This is a genomic window from Streptomyces sp. NBC_00012 (assembly GCF_045040875.1).
Taxonomy (GTDB): domain Bacteria; phylum Actinomycetota; class Actinomycetes; order Streptomycetales; family Streptomycetaceae; genus Streptomyces.
On the sequence record NZ_CP108310.1, the window covers coordinates 557,775 to 573,952 of the forward strand.

Here is a 16,178-nt window from a genome sequence, read left to right on the forward strand (position 1 = left end):
CGCCCGGGCGGAGGCTCTCAAGTGGTGACGGGCCACGGTCCTGGCGCGGGCGGCGCCGCCCGCAGTCAGGCATGGATGAGCGGGACTGGCACGAAGGGAGCACGCCTGCCGGCGAGGACCCTGACCGCGGGGCATGGCCGGTGACCACCTGACAGGGCCGACAGCACTTCGCCACCACGCCTCCCCCGGTACCGCCCGGACCCGGTGACCCGGCGCGCAGCGACGAGGAGCGCCTCGCCTACCACCCCGCTTCATCACCGTACGCACCCCGGCCATCGACACCCTCACCACCAGCGTGTGGACCCTGATGATCAGGCGGAGGTCTGCCCGCGCGCTACGGGGCGATCGGGCGGTCGGACAGGTGGGCGAGTTCGGTGAAGAAGGCGCGGTAGAGGGGCTCGTCGGTGCTGGGGATCTCGACGGTGGCGAGCAGATGCCTGGAGCTCGTTGTGCTCGCGTAGATCGGTTCGTCGAGCTGCTCGATGTTGCCGAAGTGCAGCCGGGTCAGCCCGCCCTTGCGCGCCTCCGCGCGAATCTTCACCCAGCTCAGTGGGGACCGGTAGGAACCGATGATGCGATTCCGCCGGAACAGCTCGAAGATCCCGTGATCGACCCGCATATGTACGTCGTCGTGTTCGAACACCTTTGATTCCATCTCAGACCACCCGTCGGCCGGCGAGCACGGCCACCTGGCTGAAGCAGGCGCGGAACAAAGGCTCGTCGCCGAGCGGCACCTGGACCGCCTCCGAGCCAGCGAACCTGAAGTCGAACCGAGCGGTGCAGTAGAGCGCGGAGCTCGGATCACGCACGATGCCGACGAACAACTGGCCCAGCTTGTGAGGCTTCTTGTGGTGCCCCAATGCCCCGAGCCGGCGCAACGGAACGCGGAAGGTGCGTACAGGGCTGTTCAGATTGAACCGTTCGGACATCCCGCGGTCCACGCGCAGGTGCAAGTCCTCGTCATCGAACGTGAGCGGATCCATGCCGCAGAAGCTACCGCCCTCAGCCTCCGGTGATCGCCAGCGGTCCATGGCGCGGCTCTCGTGCCGTTGCCTGCAAAGCGTCATCAACTCCTCGGCTCCGAGCTGGAAAACCCACGCATCGGCTCGGACGGCATCGTGCCCAGCCTGATCGACTCGCTGCTCCTCTACATCCTGCGGGCCTGGCTGGACGATCAGCCCCCGACCGCCGCCCAGGGGTGGGCCGCGGCCCTGGGCGACAAGGCGGTGGCGCCTGCCCTGTCGGCCATTCACGACGACCCCTCGGTCCAGTGGACGGTCGAATCACTGGCCGAGCGGGCAGGGCTGTCCCGCGCCGCCTTCGCCCGGCGGTTCGCCTCGCTGGTGGGCGAACCACCGATGGCCTATCTGACCCGCTGGCGCATGACGACCGCCGCCCGTCTGCTGCGCGAGTCCAACGCCCCACTGACGACGGTCGCCGCCCGCACCGGATACGGCTCGGAGTTCTCCTTCGCCAAAGCATTCAAGCGGGAGTACGGCCTGGCCCCGGGCGGCTACCGGCGCCAGACCAAGGCTGCCTAGCGTCCTGCGCCAGTAGTTGATCCGGGGACCCCGGCTCGCTGTCGCCGCCGGTCATCACTGGCCCATTCCTCAGGCAGGAACAGCTCCCACTCCAGCGGGCACCGCGTGCACGCTGACCGCGACCTGGCAGTTCGCCCGCTTGCCCAACGCCCCGCAGTGCTGCCGGGCCACCCCCACCGACGCCGTGCCGCACTTGGGGAACGACACGTCCGACCACCCCACACCTCAGGCGCGATCACTTCACACAGCCGCTCGGCGATCCGCTGCCGCACCGGCAGCGGATCTCACGGCGACTGATTCACGAACTGCTGCAGGGCCTGCATGTTTCCGTCCGGCAGCCGCTCGGCCATCGGCTGGATCGACTTCCGACGCCCGTCCAGCATCAGACCCCGCAGATAACACCCGCCCCACCGCCGCTGGTCCCGCCTCGGAAGCGAGGCGAACACATCGGCAACGAACTCCGATATCTCACCCCGGAGCCGTTCCACCTCGCCGAGCCTCATGACCCGAAGATGCCCACCACCAGGCGAGATCACCCGACGTAACGAAGCACCACTAGGCTATTTCGTTCGGATCATCTGATCGTTGGTCTGGACGCGCAGCGGGCGTCTGCGCACCGTACCGCCGGAGTCGGCCCTGGTGGACTGCACCACCAGCCGCCGCGCACCGACCTGGCGCGCCGGAGCTCGGCCAGAGGAGGCAGTTTCGCTCGACGCGTAGGCCTGGGATCCGCACCTGCTCCGGCACTCAGGCCGCTACGAGCAGGATGTTGAAGGCGGCCTTGTCCTCGATCCGCGCGGGGGTTGCCGTCGATCCGCCGGTGGCGCGGGCAGCGTGGACAGCAGTTCGGCAGCCTCGCTGTCCACGACACTGATCCAGCCGTGCCGCTTTTCGGCCCCTCGGACACGGTCCTGGGCGGCCAGGACCGTGTGGGGACCGGCGTGTTCCTACCGGGATAGCAGCCGATCGCTCGCGCCGGCCGCGTCAGGGTGCGCAGCCGGAGCCCGGCGTGCAGGGGGCGCATGGACGAGCGAACCGCTCGGCTGAGACCAGCGGGCGGCCCGCCAGGGCCTCGTCGAGGGCGGTCTGGGTCGCCTCCACGATTCCCGGATCGGGCACCGACATCCGGCCGGTCATGCCGCGCACTCCAGTTCGCCGCTCGCCGCGGCCGGGGTCCTCCGGGCAGTGCGGTTCTTGATCAATTTGAAAAACCGACTCGAAGGTATTTAGTATCGGGGCATGGGAAGGCCAGTGGACCAACTGACACCGAAGGGCGCTGCGACGCGGCGGGAGATTCTGCGCGCGGCCGCCCGTGTCTTCGATGCCAAGGGGTATGCCCTGGCGCGGATGGACGACGTGGTGAGCGAGACCGGCCTCACCAAGGGTGCCGTGTACTTCCACTTCAAGAGCAAGGCGGCCCTGGCCCATGCGGTCGTCGACGATCAGAAGCAGGGGATGCTTGCGCATGTGCGCAGGCAGCTCGAGGGGCTCGGAGGGCCGGCCGCACAGGTACGCGGACTCGTCCCCGTCCTCGTGGACCTCGTCATCGCCGAACCCGCGGGATGGTCCGTCGTACGGCTCGACCGCGAACTCACCACCGAGTCACCGCAGGAACACGCCCAGGTGTCCGTTCTCGCGGAGTGGGTCGGCCTGGTCGAAGAACTCCTCCTGGCCGGCGCCCGCGCGGGCGACCTGCATCTCTCGGCCGACGCCCATGCGCTGGCGACCGTATTCGTAGGTGCGTTCGACGGGCTGAAGGGCGTCCTCGAGGCCACGGGGCGCGCCACTCCCGAAGAGCTGCGCCGTGCGGCGGGCGTTCTCGCCGAAGTCATTGAGGCGACCATCGAAGCTCACTGAACGCGGGCAGGCCGGACATCACGCACGTCGGCAAGCCGGGCCTTTTCATCACCAAGAAAAAAACCTTCAAGTAGGTATGGAGACAGATATGAACTACTCGGACACCCTCACCTCCCAGCTGGCCGTCGTCACCGGCGCTTCGTCAGGAATCGGCGCCGAGTTCGCCCGCCAGCTGGCCGCCCGCGGTGTGGACCTGGTCCTCGTCGCCCGTTCGAAAGACAAGCTGGAGGAACTCGCCTCGACCCTGCGGACCAAGCACGGCGTGACTGTCAGACCCATCGCCCTCGACCTATCCCTGCCCGACTCCTCCGAGACCCTCGCGCGCATGCTCGACGAGCAGGGCGTCGCCGTGGACATCCTCATCAACAACGCCGGCTTCGCTTCCCACGGCGACCTCGCCGAGGCCGACCCCGGCCACATGGCGTCCCAGGTGCAGCTCAACGTCGGCACGCTCGTCGGCAACACCACCCGGCTCCTGCCCGGCATGGTCGAGCGCGGGCGCGGCACCGTCATCAACGTCGCCAGCACGGCCGGATTCCAGGCGGTGCCGCACATGGCGGTGTACTCCGCGACGAAGGCATTCGTCCTGTCCTTCACGCGTTCCCTCTGGGGCGAGACCCGCGGCACCGGTGTGACCGTCCTCGGGATCTGCCCGGGCGCCACCGACACCCCGTTCTTCGACGTGGCCGGTGACAACGCGTCGGTCGGCGCCCGGCGCACACCGCAGCAGGTCGTCGCCACAGCACTCACGGCACTCGGCGGACGCAAGGCGACCGTCGTCGACGGCGCCGGCAACGCCCTGGTGTCACGCGTCGTCAGCCGCCTGGTACCCGAGCGCCCCCTGATCCGCATCGCCGAACGCAGCGTACGCCCGAGCGCGTAAAGGGCCCGCCGGCGAACCGTGAACGCGACGTCGTCGTCCTGGGCGAAGACCTCGGACGGTGGCCGAGGCCCCTCGCGTATGCCCGTGGATCGCAGGCTGCGGGAGAAGTCCTACGGCGAGGCGGAGGGAAAGTCGCAGGAGTGGCTGGGCCGGCGCTTCGTCCCCCCGCCGGCTGTCGGGGAGCGGATGGAACACAACGAAGGTGTGGAGGGCGCAGAGACCAAGGCGACGTAGGCGCAGCGCATCTACGCGGCCATGGACGAGATCTTGCAGAGCCCTTGCGAACAGCAGATCATCGTGACGCACGGCGGCTCCCTGACGTGCGTCGTGGCGTCCTGAATCAAAATGCCGATGGAGTCGGGTGGCTACGCCAGTTTCCGGGCCCCCTGCGGCAGCATCACCACGCTCCGCGAAGACGACTTCTTCCACAACCGTCAAGTCGTCAGCCTCGGTGACACCCGCCATCTCGACTCCGCCAAAGCCGGATGACCTCAATTACTCGATCGCCCGGAGCAGGGCGCGAAGGGCGTGGTCGAGAGTTTCGCGTTCGTCGGGGGTGAGGGCGGAGAGGAGGCGGGATTCGTTGGCGGCGTGGTCGGTGACCGCGGCGTCGACGACCTTGCGTCCGCGGCCGGTGAGCGCGACATGCAGGCTGCGGCGGTCGGTGGGATCGAGACGGCGTTCCACCAGACCGTCCGCCTCCAGGCGGTCCAGGCGGTTGGTCATGCCGGCACGGGAAAGCATCAGCGTCTTCGCGAGGGCGGACGGGATCAGGGTGTACGGGGGCCCGGATCGGCGCAGTGCGGCCAGGACGTCGAACTCGCCGCGGCGCAGGCCATGTTGGGCGAAGACTTCTTCGAGTGCAGGGGTGAGGATGAGTGAGAGCTGACCCAGCCGTCCGAAGACTCCCATCGCCGACAGGTCCAGATCCGGCCGTTCCTTGTGCCACTGGTCGAGGACCTGGTCGACCGCGTCCCTGGGCTTCCGGCGTTCCTCGACGGTCGCGCCCTGTTTGGTCACGTCTTCCTTGGTCACGTCCCCACCTTATTCGACGACTGATAGTTAGGTGTCGTACTATTCGACATGGAATCACTTCTGTCGCGATCCCGGCTCGCGGCCGGGGTCGGATGCGGCTCCGATGAATGGAGGGGCAATATGTCCTTGATCACTCCCGATGCCCAAGGCGGAATTCTGGTCCGGGATGCCGAGGCCGAGATGCTGGGCAGCGCTGACAGCACCGTACGGCTCTTCGCCGACGCCAGCACCACCGGCGGGGCCCTGAGCGCCCAACGGGTGACCCTCACCGCGGGTACCGACGGAGCCTCACCTCACCGCCACACCGGATCCGCCGAGCTCTTCTTCGTACTCGGCGGCCGGCTCCAGGCGCTGACCGGGGACAGTGTGATCACCGCGGACGAGGGAGACTTCCTCCTCGTGCCACCAGGACTGCCGCACGCTTTCGCCGCCGAACCCGATGCGGGCGCCGACGTACTGATCGTCATCACCCCCGGCGTCGAGCGCTTCGACTACTTTCGGCTGCTGGACCGTGTCCGCAAAGGCACGGCCGATCCGCAGGAACTCCTGGATTCGCAAGAGCGCTTCGACAACTTCTTCGTGGAAAGTGCCGCGTGGCGGCGGGCCCGTCAGCGTTACTGATCGCCCCCGCCACCCCGACCCCGACAGCCACGAGGCCGACTTCGCCGACGCCCTCAACCAGCTCATGCGCCACGCCCGCACCGGACACGCCACCCCCACCGCACAGCACCTGATCACCCGCACGCCGGCCAAGCCGTTGTCCGGCACGTAATGCACCCAGCTGCGGTCTGTCAGCTCCGCCAGCCGCACGGCAGCGCTTCCGTGGCCCGTCGGTCGCCGGGTCACGTCACCGGCGGGCAGGCCATGGAATCGATCGTCCAGACCCAATCTTCAGTGAGGAATCGTCACACATGAACGACAGCCGCACCATCACCAACTCTGCCGGGCTGCACGACCCCACCCCGTTCGGTTACAGCCATGCCGCTTCCGCACCCGGCGATCTGGTGTTCATCGGTGGGCAGTACGCCTCCGACGACACCGGCCAGGTCGTGCCCGGTGACTTTGCTGCACAGGTTGAGCGGTCCTTCGGTAACCTGCGCACCGCGCTCGTCGGCGTCGGTCTTGGCTTCGAACATGTCGTACGGCTCGGCACGTACATAGTCGACCATGACCTGGAGAAGCTGGAGATCCTCGGCAAGGCGCTGCACGGCGCCTGGGCCGACCGGCTGCCCGCCCAGACACTCAGCGGGGTCGCCTCGCTCGCGCTGCCCGGGATGCTCTTCGAGATCGACGCGGTCGCGGTCCGTCCGGCCGAGGGATCCGAAAGCTAGCGGTGGTTTGTTGACTGCAGGTCAGGGCTGTAGTAGGCCGGTAGCAGAGGAACGTCGCCTCGCCGCCTGGGGGCTTGTGATGACCCGTCGTCTGCCGTGTCCGCCCGCACCGGGCCCCGCTGGAAGCCTACGCCGCACGCTTCGATGACCTTCAGGGTGTCGGCAACTTCAGCGCCATGGCGCGTCGTCTCGCTCTTCTCGCAGGACGGAGCCAAGAAAGCGTCTGCTCCAACGTACTGACCAGCCCTTTCCATTCAGCACCGTAGGGAAAGGCGTGAGTGGGGATGAGAGTGAAGCGGCCGGGCCGCACTGTCCCACCAGATCCGCGGAGCAGCCGTCGATACGATCCTCACCGGATCCGAGAAAATCACCAAGCAGGCCCCACCAGCCCCAACCAGCAAGCTGTCCACAGGCGATTCGCGCCGTTCCGGGCCTGGCCCGACCCCTGGACCACCCTCTCGGCTGGTGGGGACCCGACGGGAACGTACCCGCACCGCGAAGGCTGCCGGGGTGGTCTTCCGGGCCGTGGCCGCCGACTGCGCCTACGGCGACCAGGACGGCTTCCGCAGACAGCTCGCCTCGGCAGGGCTGCCGTTCGTCATGGCTATCAAACCGAGCCACGGCACCTGGGCCTGCGGCAAGGATGCCTACACTCCCGTCGATGCCGCCATCCGCCGGCAATCGCCCGGGATACCGATGCCGCCGATTTCCGCTGGTCAGCGAGACGGACAAGGGGGTGCCGTGCCGGTCGACGATCAGGTGGTGCTTGCTGCCCGGACGCGCGGTACTTCCGTTGCGCCCGCGGCACGTGCCGCCCTGCTCACCTCGACCGTCACGGCGCCCGCGTAGCCGCGGCCCCGGAAGGGGGCCGGGGTGGAGACGGGGTCCACCCGGACCATGCCGCCGATCATCGAAGTCGAGCCCGCCATGGAGACGAGTGTCCCATCCGGGGCCTCCCAGAACGTGAAGTGCTTGTAAGCGAAACGCGTGTGGCCCAGGAGCCAGCATCGATGGCGTCTATGGAGACGCGCTCTCCGACGTCGGCACAGAACTCACGGCACCAGCACACGACTTGCTCATGGTCCTTCTCGCCCGCAGCGCGGCCTCGGCCCTCTGGGCTCGGCTGCGGTGGGGTGAGCGTGCCGAGACGGTAGAGATGCGTCTGCCAGAAGGGGGCCCGTGCTGCGCCAGTGTGCCGCTGCCATCTCTCGGCGGATGCGGTAGCGCTGTCGCTGTCCGCGATAACGCCGGAGAGGGAGTGGCCGAGGCCAGCCAGGTGGGCGGCGAGGGTGCTGGCCTGCTCGGTAGAAAGGGGAGTGAAGTTCAGGTAGCCGCGCGGAGTGCGATAAAAGATGGCGCGAATCTCGCCCCCTGATTCCAGTCGGCCGAAGACGGTGGCTTCGGGGCCGTGTGCGTCCGCCCCGCGTGTTCGCAGTTTCTCGATGTCCGTCAGCGGCGTGTTGTGCAGAGCGGGGCGCGAGAGCAGGAAATCCCCGGCTCGGCTGAGGAAGTCGTCGACGTCTTCGGTGAGGTGCCAGTCATCCGGAAGCATGCTTCATGATCCCGGATGCAGTCGACTCGGGGGAGCACTTGCTCAGGATGCAGCGTCGCCACGGCTGGTCCAGCTGCCTTCAACCATCAGTGTGCCGGGCCGCGATAGTTGGCACTAATCGGCCTGTGTGACCTGGGGCTCCCAACAGCCTGGCCACGCTACAGTAGTTGGCACCGTCTGGCCAAGATTCTTGGCATCTGTAACGAATTGCCACGCTTGTTGGCACCGGCGCCATGGTTCAGCGCGGCAGCGAGGCCGGCGCGCATGGGGTTCAACGACGACAGTCTCGTCGCTTGGTTCCTTGCCGCTTTCACGTGACCTTCGGCGTTTTCTACAGACCATCCAGTCGCCTGGTCACTGTGTCGAGTGTCGGCCAAGGAGGACCCTCGCGCAGCAAGCGCAGGAATTCCTCTCCGAATCGCCTCCCATTCGGAAACTGGTCGCCAAGCTCCCAACGCCACGCGGCGACCATCGCGATAACGAGCTGCCGACACTCGTCCAGCAGCCCTTGGTCAACGCTTGGGTAGTGCTCGCAGACCGCCTCGGGAACATGGGCGAGATCGAACTCGACGGGTCCACGGCAGCACGTCTCGAGGTCGATGAACAACGGGCCGTTCTTCGTGCTGAGCACATTGCCTGGATGCGGCTCGCCGTGGAGCAGCTGCTCCACGGCGCCGCGGTCGTCGATCGCTCGTCGCAGGCTTGCTAGCCTGCCGCTGAGGAACACGCGGTCCGCGTCGGTGAGTTCCGGCGAGCGACCCGGGTCGGCGACAACTTCTTCCGCCTCCGTGATCCGGTCCGTGAACCTCGGGCTCGGCACATCGACCTTGCGCATGCCGGCGTGCAACTGCTCCAGCGCCTTGGCGTAGTCGACGGGTGAGGTGTGAGGTGTCACGGGCTCGTAGTAGGTCCACAGCGTCACTGCGAAGCCATCGCGCGTGTACACACGCGGGTCCGCCCGAGGCTCCAAGGGACACACCGGGCATCCGACCTCGGTGAGCCGCTGAGCGAGATCGACTTCGAACTGTGCAACCTCTTGTCCCACAGGGGCGACCCGGGCAAAGACGTCGCATGGCGTCAGCCGCAGTGCCAGCTTGTTCGAGTTGTGGAGAACGATTGCATCGTTGGTTGGCAGGTCGAGCGATGCGGCGACCGAAGTCGCAGCCGCGATCGCACGCGTTACGTCGGTCATATCCACCCTCGAATCTTGGCATAGATGAGCGAGGGCGATGCCAACCAGCGTGGCCAGGTGCCAACTATCGTGGCTCGGCACAATCAGATGGCCACCGGTCAAAGTTCAGTGGCAAACGATCAAGGTTCAGTGGCACCGGACAATGGTCGACGCTGACCTGCTGCGATCCCTCGCCATCGATCCGTCGGAGCTGGATCCCGCCCCGCCATGGACGCCGCGCGGGAGCGCCGGCATCCAGCGCCTCGACGGCAGGCATCCATGCGTGCGCTGTGGCCGGCCTTCGACTGTGGCCGGGGTCGTTGAAACGCCCGAGCACGGCCGGCGCTGGGTGGACCGCTGCGTTCCCTGCCTCGTCGCCACCACCCCGCTCGGCCCGCAGGCGACACTCGCGGAGCCGCTCGCCGTGCTGCGGGAGGCGGCCCGAACGGCGTGCGCCGCCCTGACAACTGCCACCGAAGCGGTGCAGCCATCATGGATCGCTATCAGCTGACCCTGGCGATCGGAGCCCGGACCATCATGCGCGGCTGGTGGCCCGACCTACCGATCGCCGAACGGAAGTACCTGAGATGGATCGGCGAGCGCTGCAGCGTCAACGGCGCCCGGGTCACCCTCGCCGACGAAGCAGCCGACGGGCTCGTGCTGAAGTCGTGGCCGCCGGACTGACCCAGCCCGGTTGTCATCGCTGCTCGTAGCCCCAGACCCGCGCCCCGTCACCCTGACGCGGAGGTGGCATCACATCCCGTCCGGGCGCAGGTCGCGAACCCCCCGCCAAGCCCCACCGGTATCAGGGCTGTAGAGGGACCGCCCGCCGGGATACCGGCCGTATTCGCTGATGATCGCCGTCCATGGATCGGGATCGTCCCTGTCCACGGGGACCACCCAGTCGTCCAGCGGGCCGCCGTGAAGCTCCACCTCTACCGTCGCGCCATCCATGGCGGCACCGTACCGAGGCGACTGGGCAGAGGCAGCAGTGACGGACGATCCACTCCTGCGGGTGACGGCGCCCTGGTGGGCGGCAGGGCCGGGCGAGTACTGTGCACGGCCGTTGCAGCCCCTGTTCTCACAGGTCAGTGCTGTAGCGCAGGTCTGTCGCACCGGTTCTTACTCCCGGGCCGTTCTCGTCCGGTCTTGGCCCGTCCTTCCACACACCCTGCATTCGTGGTCCCCTGAACCCTGCGGATCAAGGGGAGAAGGCGGTGAACAAAGCACGCCTGTACCAGTGCGGCACAATCGGCGAGAAGGTCTTCGCGCACGAGATCGACGACGAACCCTGGTGGCGCCGCCAGAAGATCCCGCTGATCTGCGCGTTCTGTATGGCACCGGTGGTGTCCCAGCGCACCTCGGTGGGCCGTGCTCCCCGGGGCGCGCTGTTCCGGCTCGCCATGGACCAGCGGCACGAGGACGTGTGCCCCCTCAACCCCACCGAAGTCCTGCAGAAGTTCGCGCACGGATCTCAGGGCGTGACCGTCATCGAGGGCGACGAACTGCATGAGGATGATCCTGTGGAGTGGACACCCTGACAATGGATCTTGACGGTCCAGGGAGGGATGTCCAGGTGGGACGCAAGTCTCCGTATCCGGAGGAGTTCAGGGAGGATGCCGTCGCGCTCTGCCGCGCCGCGTCCGGGAAGCGGACGTACGCGGCGGTGGCCGCAGATCTCGGCATCACCGCGGAATCGCTGCGGACGTGGGTGCGCAAGGACGAGACCCAGGCCGCGCCCGAGGGCCGCGACGGCAGCGTGAGCGTGGCCGAGGAGCTGGCCCGGCTGCGGGTGGAGAACGCCCGGCTGCTCAAGGCCGAGCAGGAGTGGCAGCTGGAGCGCGAGATCCTGCGCCGGGCAGCCAGCCGCCTATTTCGCTCGGGAGGTGAAGTGAGCCCCCGCCGCTGGGACTTCATCTCCGAAAGCCGCGCCGACTTCGGCGTCAAGCGGATCTGCCGGGTGCTCGGGGCGTCCCGTGCCGGCTACTACCAGCACCTGGCCACCGAGCAGGCCCGCGCCGAGCGCCGGGCCGAGGAGAAGCGGACCCTGAGCGAGATCCGCGCCGTCCACGCCGTCCACGCCGTCCACGCCGAACACCATGGCGCCTACGGAGCCCCACGCGTCCATGCTGAGCTGCGTGCGAGAGGGCGGAGGATCAACCGCAAGCGTGTGACCCGGCTGATGCGGATCAACCACATCGTCGGCCGTCACCTGCGGAAGAAGAAGCGGACGACGATCGCGGACAGGACCGCGCCGCCTGCTCCGGACCTGGTGATGCGCGGTACGTCGCACGAGAGATCTACCGGCTCATCGTCCCCGCAAACACCGCGGCCAATGACACGGGACCAGCCCGAGATGCCGCTTGACACCCATAGGGGCATCAACGCCCTCGCCGAGTCGTTCTTCCAGGGCCTCAAGCGCGAGTTGCTCCACGGGAGGAGCTGGACCTCCAAGGCACAGACCCGGCTCGAGCTGTTCCGCTGGCTGTCGTACTACAACCGGCGCCGTCGGCATTCCGCGCTCGGCTACCTCACACCAGCCGAGTTCGAACAGCAACCGATCACGTCACCTACGCTGTCACTCGTTGCATGAAACCCCGGTGTCCACTCCCGGGGATCAACCTCAGAGAGGCCTTCGACCCCGAGGAACAACTGGTCGACCTCTGGGGCCCGGTGTGGTTGCGGTCGAGTGATCAAAGGACGCGAGCCAGTGCGTCCGGCCCCACGAAGTGCAATGGTGGCTCGCCGCGCAGGAACCGCAGCACCTCCTCCACGGCACTTGCGCCGAGCCGCTGACGGCACTCGGCGGTGCCCGCCGCCTGATGAGGGGTCAGCAGAACGTTCGGCAGTTTCCGGAACAGGTGGCGGACCGGCAGTGGTTCGGTGTCGAAGACGTCGATCGCAGCGTCCAGCCGGCCCGCCGACACCTCCGCCAGAAGCGCGTCCTCGTCAACGAGCCAGGAACGGGCGGTGTTGACCAGACCGGCGCCGTCGGGCATCAGCGCCAGTTCGCGCGCACCCAGCATGCGCCGGGTCTCGGCGGTGGCAGGGGCGTGCACAGCGACGATCCGGCTGCCACGGAGCAGTTCGTCCAGCGGCACCACCCGTACCGCGAGCCGCTGTGCGTCCTCGGCCGTCAGATACGGGTCGGTGACCGCGACCTGTGCCCCCAGTGCCCTCGCCAGCTCGATGTACGCACGACCGGTGCGGGACGCTCCGATGACGCCGATCGCACAGCCCTGGATCTCGTGCCGCGGCGGTGCCTGGCTGGCCTCGTCCCAGTCGGCTCCGCCGCACAGCGCGTGGTCGAAGCGGTGGATGCGGTGCAGCAGGGCGAGGGTGAACGCCAGGGCCACCTCGGCGACCGGGCGTGCCATCGCGTCACCGGCCTGGGTGACGAGGATCCCACGCCGGAAGACTTCCTCGGTGACGTACGGGGCGACCGCCGATCCGGTGTGGGCGACGATCGCCAGTCGGTCAGCGACGTTGAGGAGTTCCTCGCTGAGGCGGGGCGTGCCCCAAGCGGTGATCAGGGCACGGGCACCGGGCAGCGCCGCACCGAGTGCGTCCCGGTCGGTGTGCTCGTCGAGGACGGCCGGCTGCGCCACGGCGCAGAGGCTCTGCCACACCGCGGGGGTGAAGAACTGCTCACGAAGGTGCGGGGGTACGGCGACGACGACCCGCGGCAGGCGGGCCGCCCCCGGGTCAGGAGAGCCAGTCATCGACGTGCTCCGCGACGAAGTCGTCGTCGGTGAGCCAGGGGTAGGCCGTGGCGACCCGGGTGATCTCTTCGGCCTGGCCGGGAGACAAGACCTCCTTCGGATCGAGACACCAGATGCCCTCCAACAGACCCTGGCGGCACAGCACTTCATGGACACCCGCGATACAGCCGCGGAATCCGCCGCGCACGTCGAACACAGCGCTGTTGGCGTCGGTGAGCTCCGGACGGCGGGCGAGGCAGCCGACCATGGCGTCGTGGTCACCGGCGCGTGCCCGCCGGACCTGATCGAGGAGGGTGACGGCGGAGCCGGTCCAAACGGCCCACTGGCCGAGCAGCCCGCCGGCGAACCACCGCCGAGTGCCCTTGGTCTCGTACGGGGTGAGCAGGTCGCCGATGATGTCGTCGTCGTTGCCGGTGTACAGGGCGACCTCGTCAGAGCGATCGGCGGCCGCCACGGCCCGTACGACATCGGCGGTGCGGTAGCGGTCGAAGGGCGCGATCTTGATGGCCGCGGTGTTCGGCAGGTCTGCGAATGAGCTCCAGAACGACGGCGAGAGATAACGGCCGCCGACGGCCTCCTGGGGGTAGAAGCCGATCACCGGCAGCACCTCGCCGACGGCGCGGGCCCGCTCCAGCAGCCCCTTCTCGTCGGCGCCGGGCACGGCGGGGCTCAACAGCACGGCGTCGTAGCCGAGGGAGGCTGCGAGCTCGGCTTCGGAGACGGCCTGCGCGGTGTGGCCGCAGGCCCCGGCGACGGTGACGACGGGGTGGCCGGCCTCGTTCCGCACGGTCTCGGCGGCGAGTTCGAGGACCGGTGCCAGCAGGCCGATGCCCGGTTCGCGGATCTCGAACTGGGTGGTGTGGACGGCGACGGCGAGGCCACCCGCGCCGGAGGCCAGGTAGTAACGGGTCAGTGCGCGTTGCCGGCGTTCGTCGAGCTTGTGGTCGGCGCCGAGGGCGAGTGGATGAGCGGGGATGACGGCTCCCTCAGCGAGCACGTCCATCGGAGTGCGTGCCGGGGCTGCCGCGGCCGCCGAGGAGGGTACGGGTTTGGGAGTGGTCGCGGCTGCGGGCGTACGGGACACGGGGATCAGAACCTTCCGTCGCGGACCTGGAACTTGGTGGGCTTGCCGGACAGTGGCAGCCCGCGGTGCAGCCAGTCCGCCTGCCAGCGGACCAGGGTCCGCAGGGACACGTCCGGGTAGCCGAACAGGGCGTGGCAGGCGCTCGCGTCGGACAGCAGCGCGGTCGGAGCCTCCTCGCCGGCGATCACGGGCTCCTTGCCGAACTCCTCACCGAACCAGTGCGCGAGCCGCCGTACGGAGGCGGTCTCGGGCCCGGTGAGATTGAGGGTGAAGGGCTCCGGAGCGGAGGTGTGCAGCAGGGATCGCAGCGCGACCTCGTTGGCGTACCCCTGCCAGACCACATTGGCGTGACCGGTCGTCACATCGACGGGCTCGCTGGCCTGTACGCGGTACGCGATGTCGGCGAGGACGCCGTAGCGCAGGTCCACCGCGTAGTTGAGACGGATGGCGGCGACCCGGGTGCCGCGGGTGAGGGCCGCGTGGCCGAAGATCCGCTCCCGGCCGAGACACGACATGGCGTACTCGCCGACCGGCCCGACCGGGTCGTCCTCGGTGCACCCGCCGGAGGACACCGGCACCTGTGGATAGACGTTGCCGGTGGAGAACGCGGCGATCCGCGCGTCCGGCCAGCGGCGCGCGACCGGGTCGGGCAGGGCGGCGTTGACGGCCCAGGCATGCGAGGGGGCGTCCGCCGAGCCGAACTTGGCGCCGACCATGAAGACGACGTTTTCCGCGTCGGGCAGCTCCTTGAGGTCGGCGGCCGGATCCATGAGGTCGAAGGACACGGTACGGACGCCGGCGTCCTCCAGCTGTTGTGCCGCGGCCGGGTCGGACCAGCGGGAGACGGCGTGTACGGTCAGGTCGGTGCGGCCCGCGGCGTCCAGCGCGCGGCGGGCGAGCCGGCACAGGCTGGGGCCCATCTTGCCGCCGGCGCCGAGCACGAGCAGGTCGCCGTCGAGCCGGGCGAGGTCCCGGACGAGGGCGGTCGAGGGGGTACTGAGCCGCTCTTCGAGCGCGGCTTCATCGGTGAACATTCGTAGCTATCCCTTGATTCCGGACGCGGTGACGCCCTCGGTGAAGTAGCGCTGGCCCACCATGTACGCGGCGAAGATGGGCACGAACGCGATGACGGAGCCGGAGAGCACCACGTTGAGCGGCACGTTCTGCTGCTGGAGCGAGGCGATGCCGACGGTGAGGGTGCGCATGTCGGTGGACTGGCCGATGACCAGTGGCCACAGGAAGTCGTTCCAGTGCCACAGGAAGACGAAGACTCCGAGGGTGGCCAGGATCGGCTTCAGCAGCGGCAGCACGATCCGGTAGAAGATCTGCCACTCGTTGCAGCCGTCCAGCCGGGCCGCCTCGAAGAGTTCGTCCGGCAGTCCCTGGATGAACTGCCGCATCAGGAACACCGCCTGGGCGTTGGCCAGGGTCGGCACGATCAGACCCCAGTACGTGTCCACGCCGCCCAGCTTCGCGATCATCGCGAAGGTCGGGATCATCGTGACGTGGTAGGGGACCATCACCATCGACAGGAACGACCAGAACATCGTCTCCCGGCCGGGGAAGCGCTTCTTGGCGAAGGCGTACCCGGCGAGCGAGGCGAGCAGCAGCACGCCGACGACGGAGACGACCGAGTAGATCAGTGTGTTGAACAGCCAGCGCGGTACGTCCTGGGCGTTCATGACGGTGTCGTACGCCTCGCCGGTCAGCGGCCACGGCAGCAGGCTGCCGGGGAACTCGACCGCTGCGGACGGCTTCAGGGAGAGCACGACCATCGCGTAGAACGGGAAGATCGTCACGATCGCGGCCACCGTCAGCAGGACGGCGCGGCCGATCCGGCCGGCCCGGGTGGGCCGCATGCCGTACGGGACGGTGTCCTGCTCGGAGAGTTTGCGCAGCTTGCGTTCGGCGCGGCGGGCGGCCCGGTCGGGGGTCGCGGGGGCCTTCGGCGCGGGCGGGGTCCCGGGCGGGGTCTCGGTCTGGGCGGGTGCTGCGGTCATGG

At 68.5% G+C, this 16,178-nt stretch carries 17 protein-coding genes and 6 pseudogenes; 10 read left to right on the forward strand and 13 right to left on the reverse strand.

The window, feature by feature from the left end; genetic code table 11:
* Positions 1-334 precede the first annotated feature (334 nt).
* Both OHA19_RS41935 and OHA19_RS41940 read right to left on the reverse strand, forming a co-directional pair.
* Positions 335-643 (reverse strand): hypothetical protein, encoded by a 309-nt coding sequence (locus OHA19_RS41935; protein ID WP_331749777.1) that lies wholly within the window; start codon positions 641-643, stop codon positions 335-337.
* A 13-nt stretch (positions 644-656) separates the two neighbouring features.
* Positions 657-983, reverse strand: a complete 327-nt coding sequence (locus OHA19_RS41940; protein ID WP_331749774.1) for a hypothetical protein — start codon at positions 981-983, stop codon at positions 657-659.
* Between the two features lie 84 nt (positions 984-1,067).
* Between OHA19_RS41940 and OHA19_RS41945 the strand changes: the two are divergent.
* Positions 1,068-1,541: pseudogene (locus tag OHA19_RS41945) on the forward strand (AraC family transcriptional regulator); the annotation flags it as partial.
* Between the two features lie 23 nt (positions 1,542-1,564).
* Here OHA19_RS41945 and OHA19_RS41950 read toward each other — a convergent pair.
* A pseudogene (locus tag OHA19_RS41950) lies at positions 1,565-2,044 on the reverse strand (transposase); the annotation flags it as partial.
* 481 nt (positions 2,045-2,525) lie between these two features.
* Positions 2,526-2,678: a hypothetical protein gene (locus OHA19_RS41955; protein ID WP_331749772.1), complete on the reverse strand. Its 153-nt coding sequence runs from the start codon at positions 2,676-2,678 to the stop codon at positions 2,526-2,528.
* Positions 2,679-2,780: 102 nt separating this feature from the next.
* On the opposite strand from OHA19_RS41955, the gene OHA19_RS41960 reads away from it, so the two are divergent.
* From OHA19_RS41960 to OHA19_RS41970, 3 genes and pseudogenes are all read left to right on the forward strand, one after another.
* On the forward strand, positions 2,781-3,398 hold the full coding sequence (locus OHA19_RS41960; RefSeq protein WP_331750502.1) for a TetR/AcrR family transcriptional regulator: 618 nt from the start codon (positions 2,781-2,783) through the stop codon (positions 3,396-3,398).
* An 88-nt stretch (positions 3,399-3,486) separates the two neighbouring features.
* A complete protein-coding gene (locus OHA19_RS41965; RefSeq protein WP_331749768.1) occupies positions 3,487-4,281 on the forward strand; it encodes an SDR family oxidoreductase in 795 nt (264 codons plus the stop codon).
* Positions 4,282-4,365: 84 nt separating this feature from the next.
* Positions 4,366-4,770 (forward strand): annotated as a pseudogene (locus OHA19_RS41970) (histidine phosphatase family protein); the annotation flags it as partial.
* A gap of 6 nt (positions 4,771-4,776) precedes the next feature.
* On the opposite strand, the gene OHA19_RS41975 reads toward OHA19_RS41970, so the two are convergent.
* A complete protein-coding gene (locus tag OHA19_RS41975) occupies positions 4,777-5,316 on the reverse strand; it encodes a MarR family transcriptional regulator (protein WP_331749766.1) in 540 nt (179 codons plus the stop codon).
* A gap of 120 nt (positions 5,317-5,436) precedes the next feature.
* Between OHA19_RS41975 and OHA19_RS41980 the strand changes: the two genes are divergently transcribed.
* On the forward strand, positions 5,437-5,937 hold the full coding sequence (locus tag OHA19_RS41980) for a cupin domain-containing protein (protein WP_331749764.1): 501 nt from the start codon (positions 5,437-5,439) through the stop codon (positions 5,935-5,937).
* A gap of 290 nt (positions 5,938-6,227) precedes the next feature.
* Entirely contained in the window at positions 6,228-6,647 is a 420-nt protein-coding gene (locus tag OHA19_RS41985) for a RidA family protein (RefSeq protein WP_331749760.1), read from the forward strand.
* 702 nt (positions 6,648-7,349) lie between these two features.
* Here OHA19_RS41985 and OHA19_RS41990 read toward each other — a convergent pair.
* The 3 genes and pseudogenes from OHA19_RS41990 to OHA19_RS42000 all read right to left on the reverse strand — a co-directional run.
* A pseudogene (locus OHA19_RS41990) lies at positions 7,350-7,475 on the reverse strand (IS5/IS1182 family transposase); the annotation flags it as partial.
* Positions 7,433-8,199 (reverse strand): annotated as a pseudogene (locus OHA19_RS41995) (GNAT family N-acetyltransferase); the annotation flags it as partial. The pseudogenes OHA19_RS41995 and OHA19_RS41990, both read right to left, overlap by 43 nt.
* A 331-nt stretch (positions 8,200-8,530) precedes the next feature.
* Positions 8,531-9,391, reverse strand: coding sequence for a phosphotransferase (locus OHA19_RS42000; RefSeq protein WP_405722932.1), 861 nt, complete (start codon positions 9,389-9,391; stop codon positions 8,531-8,533).
* 286 nt (positions 9,392-9,677) lie between these two features.
* On the opposite strand from OHA19_RS42000, the gene OHA19_RS42005 reads away from it, so the two are divergent.
* Both OHA19_RS42005 and OHA19_RS42010 read left to right on the forward strand, forming a co-directional pair.
* Complete coding sequence (locus OHA19_RS42005; RefSeq protein WP_405753480.1) at positions 9,678-9,881, forward strand: hypothetical protein; 204 nt, start codon at positions 9,678-9,680, stop codon at positions 9,879-9,881.
* Entirely contained in the window at positions 9,863-10,054 is a 192-nt protein-coding gene (locus OHA19_RS42010) for a hypothetical protein (protein ID WP_331749755.1), read from the forward strand. The genes OHA19_RS42005 and OHA19_RS42010 overlap by 19 nt, the downstream gene beginning before the upstream one ends.
* Before the next feature lie 69 nt (positions 10,055-10,123).
* Here OHA19_RS42010 and OHA19_RS42015 read toward each other — a convergent pair whose 3' ends face one another.
* Positions 10,124-10,324 (reverse strand): hypothetical protein, encoded by a 201-nt coding sequence (locus OHA19_RS42015; protein WP_331763068.1) that lies wholly within the window; start codon positions 10,322-10,324, stop codon positions 10,124-10,126.
* Between the two features lie 263 nt (positions 10,325-10,587).
* Here OHA19_RS42015 and OHA19_RS42020 point away from each other — a divergent pair, with 263 nt between their 5' ends.
* Together OHA19_RS42020 and OHA19_RS42025 are read left to right on the forward strand one after the other, a co-directional pair.
* Positions 10,588-10,911 (forward strand): hypothetical protein, encoded by a 324-nt coding sequence (locus tag OHA19_RS42020; protein ID WP_331749753.1) that lies wholly within the window; start codon positions 10,588-10,590, stop codon positions 10,909-10,911.
* 35 nt (positions 10,912-10,946) lie between these two features.
* Positions 10,947-11,963 (forward strand): annotated as a pseudogene (locus tag OHA19_RS42025) (IS3 family transposase).
* 100 nt (positions 11,964-12,063) lie between these two features.
* Here the strand turns inward: OHA19_RS42025 and OHA19_RS42030 are convergent.
* The 4 genes from OHA19_RS42030 to OHA19_RS42045 all read right to left on the reverse strand — a co-directional run bounded on the left by OHA19_RS42030 (position 12,064) and on the right by OHA19_RS42045 (position 16,176).
* On the reverse strand, positions 12,064-13,092 hold the full coding sequence (locus OHA19_RS42030) for a hydroxyacid dehydrogenase (protein WP_331749748.1): 1,029 nt from the start codon (positions 13,090-13,092) through the stop codon (positions 12,064-12,066).
* Positions 13,076-14,095 carry a dihydrodipicolinate synthase family protein gene (locus OHA19_RS42035; RefSeq protein ID WP_331750732.1) on the reverse strand — a complete coding sequence of 340 codons (1,020 nt, stop codon included), beginning with the start codon at positions 14,093-14,095 and terminating at the stop codon, positions 13,076-13,078. The genes OHA19_RS42030 and OHA19_RS42035 overlap by 17 nt, the downstream gene beginning before the upstream one ends.
* Positions 14,096-14,181: 86 nt before the next feature.
* Entirely contained in the window at positions 14,182-15,210 is a 1,029-nt protein-coding gene (locus OHA19_RS42040) for an epimerase (RefSeq protein ID WP_331754443.1), read from the reverse strand.
* 6 nt (positions 15,211-15,216) lie between these two features.
* Complete coding sequence (locus OHA19_RS42045) at positions 15,217-16,176, reverse strand: carbohydrate ABC transporter permease (protein WP_331749745.1); 960 nt, start codon at positions 16,174-16,176, stop codon at positions 15,217-15,219.
* Positions 16,177-16,178 lie beyond the last annotated feature (2 nt).

What these genes read in the sequence shown, in the direction of transcription:
- OHA19_RS41960 (WP_331750502.1), top strand. Translation starts at nt 2,781, where the DNA reads ATGGGAAGGCCAGTGGACCAACTGACACCGAAGGGCGCTGCGACGCGG.
- OHA19_RS42010 (WP_331749755.1), top strand. Translation starts at nt 9,863, where the DNA reads ATGGATCGCTATCAGCTGACCCTGGCGATCGGAGCCCGGACCATCATG.
- OHA19_RS42040 (WP_331754443.1), bottom strand. Translation starts at nt 15,210, where the DNA reads ATGTTCACCGATGAAGCCGCGCTCGAAGAGCGGCTCAGTACCCCCTCG.
- OHA19_RS42035 (WP_331750732.1), bottom strand. Translation starts at nt 14,095, where the DNA reads ATGGACGTGCTCGCTGAGGGAGCCGTCATCCCCGCTCATCCACTCGCC.
- OHA19_RS41965 (WP_331749768.1), top strand. Translation starts at nt 3,487, where the DNA reads ATGAACTACTCGGACACCCTCACCTCCCAGCTGGCCGTCGTCACCGGC.
- OHA19_RS42015 (WP_331763068.1), bottom strand. Translation starts at nt 10,324, where the DNA reads ATGGATGGCGCGACGGTAGAGGTGGAGCTTCACGGCGGCCCGCTGGAC.
- OHA19_RS42000 (WP_405722932.1), bottom strand. Translation starts at nt 9,391, where the DNA reads ATGACCGACGTAACGCGTGCGATCGCGGCTGCGACTTCGGTCGCCGCA.
- OHA19_RS41940 (WP_331749774.1), bottom strand. Translation starts at nt 983, where the DNA reads ATGGATCCGCTCACGTTCGATGACGAGGACTTGCACCTGCGCGTGGAC.
- OHA19_RS41955 (WP_331749772.1), bottom strand. Translation starts at nt 2,678, where the DNA reads ATGACCGGCCGGATGTCGGTGCCCGATCCGGGAATCGTGGAGGCGACC.
- OHA19_RS42030 (WP_331749748.1), bottom strand. Translation starts at nt 13,092, where the DNA reads ATGACTGGCTCTCCTGACCCGGGGGCGGCCCGCCTGCCGCGGGTCGTC.
- OHA19_RS42045 (WP_331749745.1), bottom strand. Translation starts at nt 16,176, where the DNA reads ATGACCGCAGCACCCGCCCAGACCGAGACCCCGCCCGGGACCCCGCCC.
- OHA19_RS41980 (WP_331749764.1), top strand. Translation starts at nt 5,437, where the DNA reads ATGTCCTTGATCACTCCCGATGCCCAAGGCGGAATTCTGGTCCGGGAT.
- OHA19_RS41985 (WP_331749760.1), top strand. Translation starts at nt 6,228, where the DNA reads ATGAACGACAGCCGCACCATCACCAACTCTGCCGGGCTGCACGACCCC.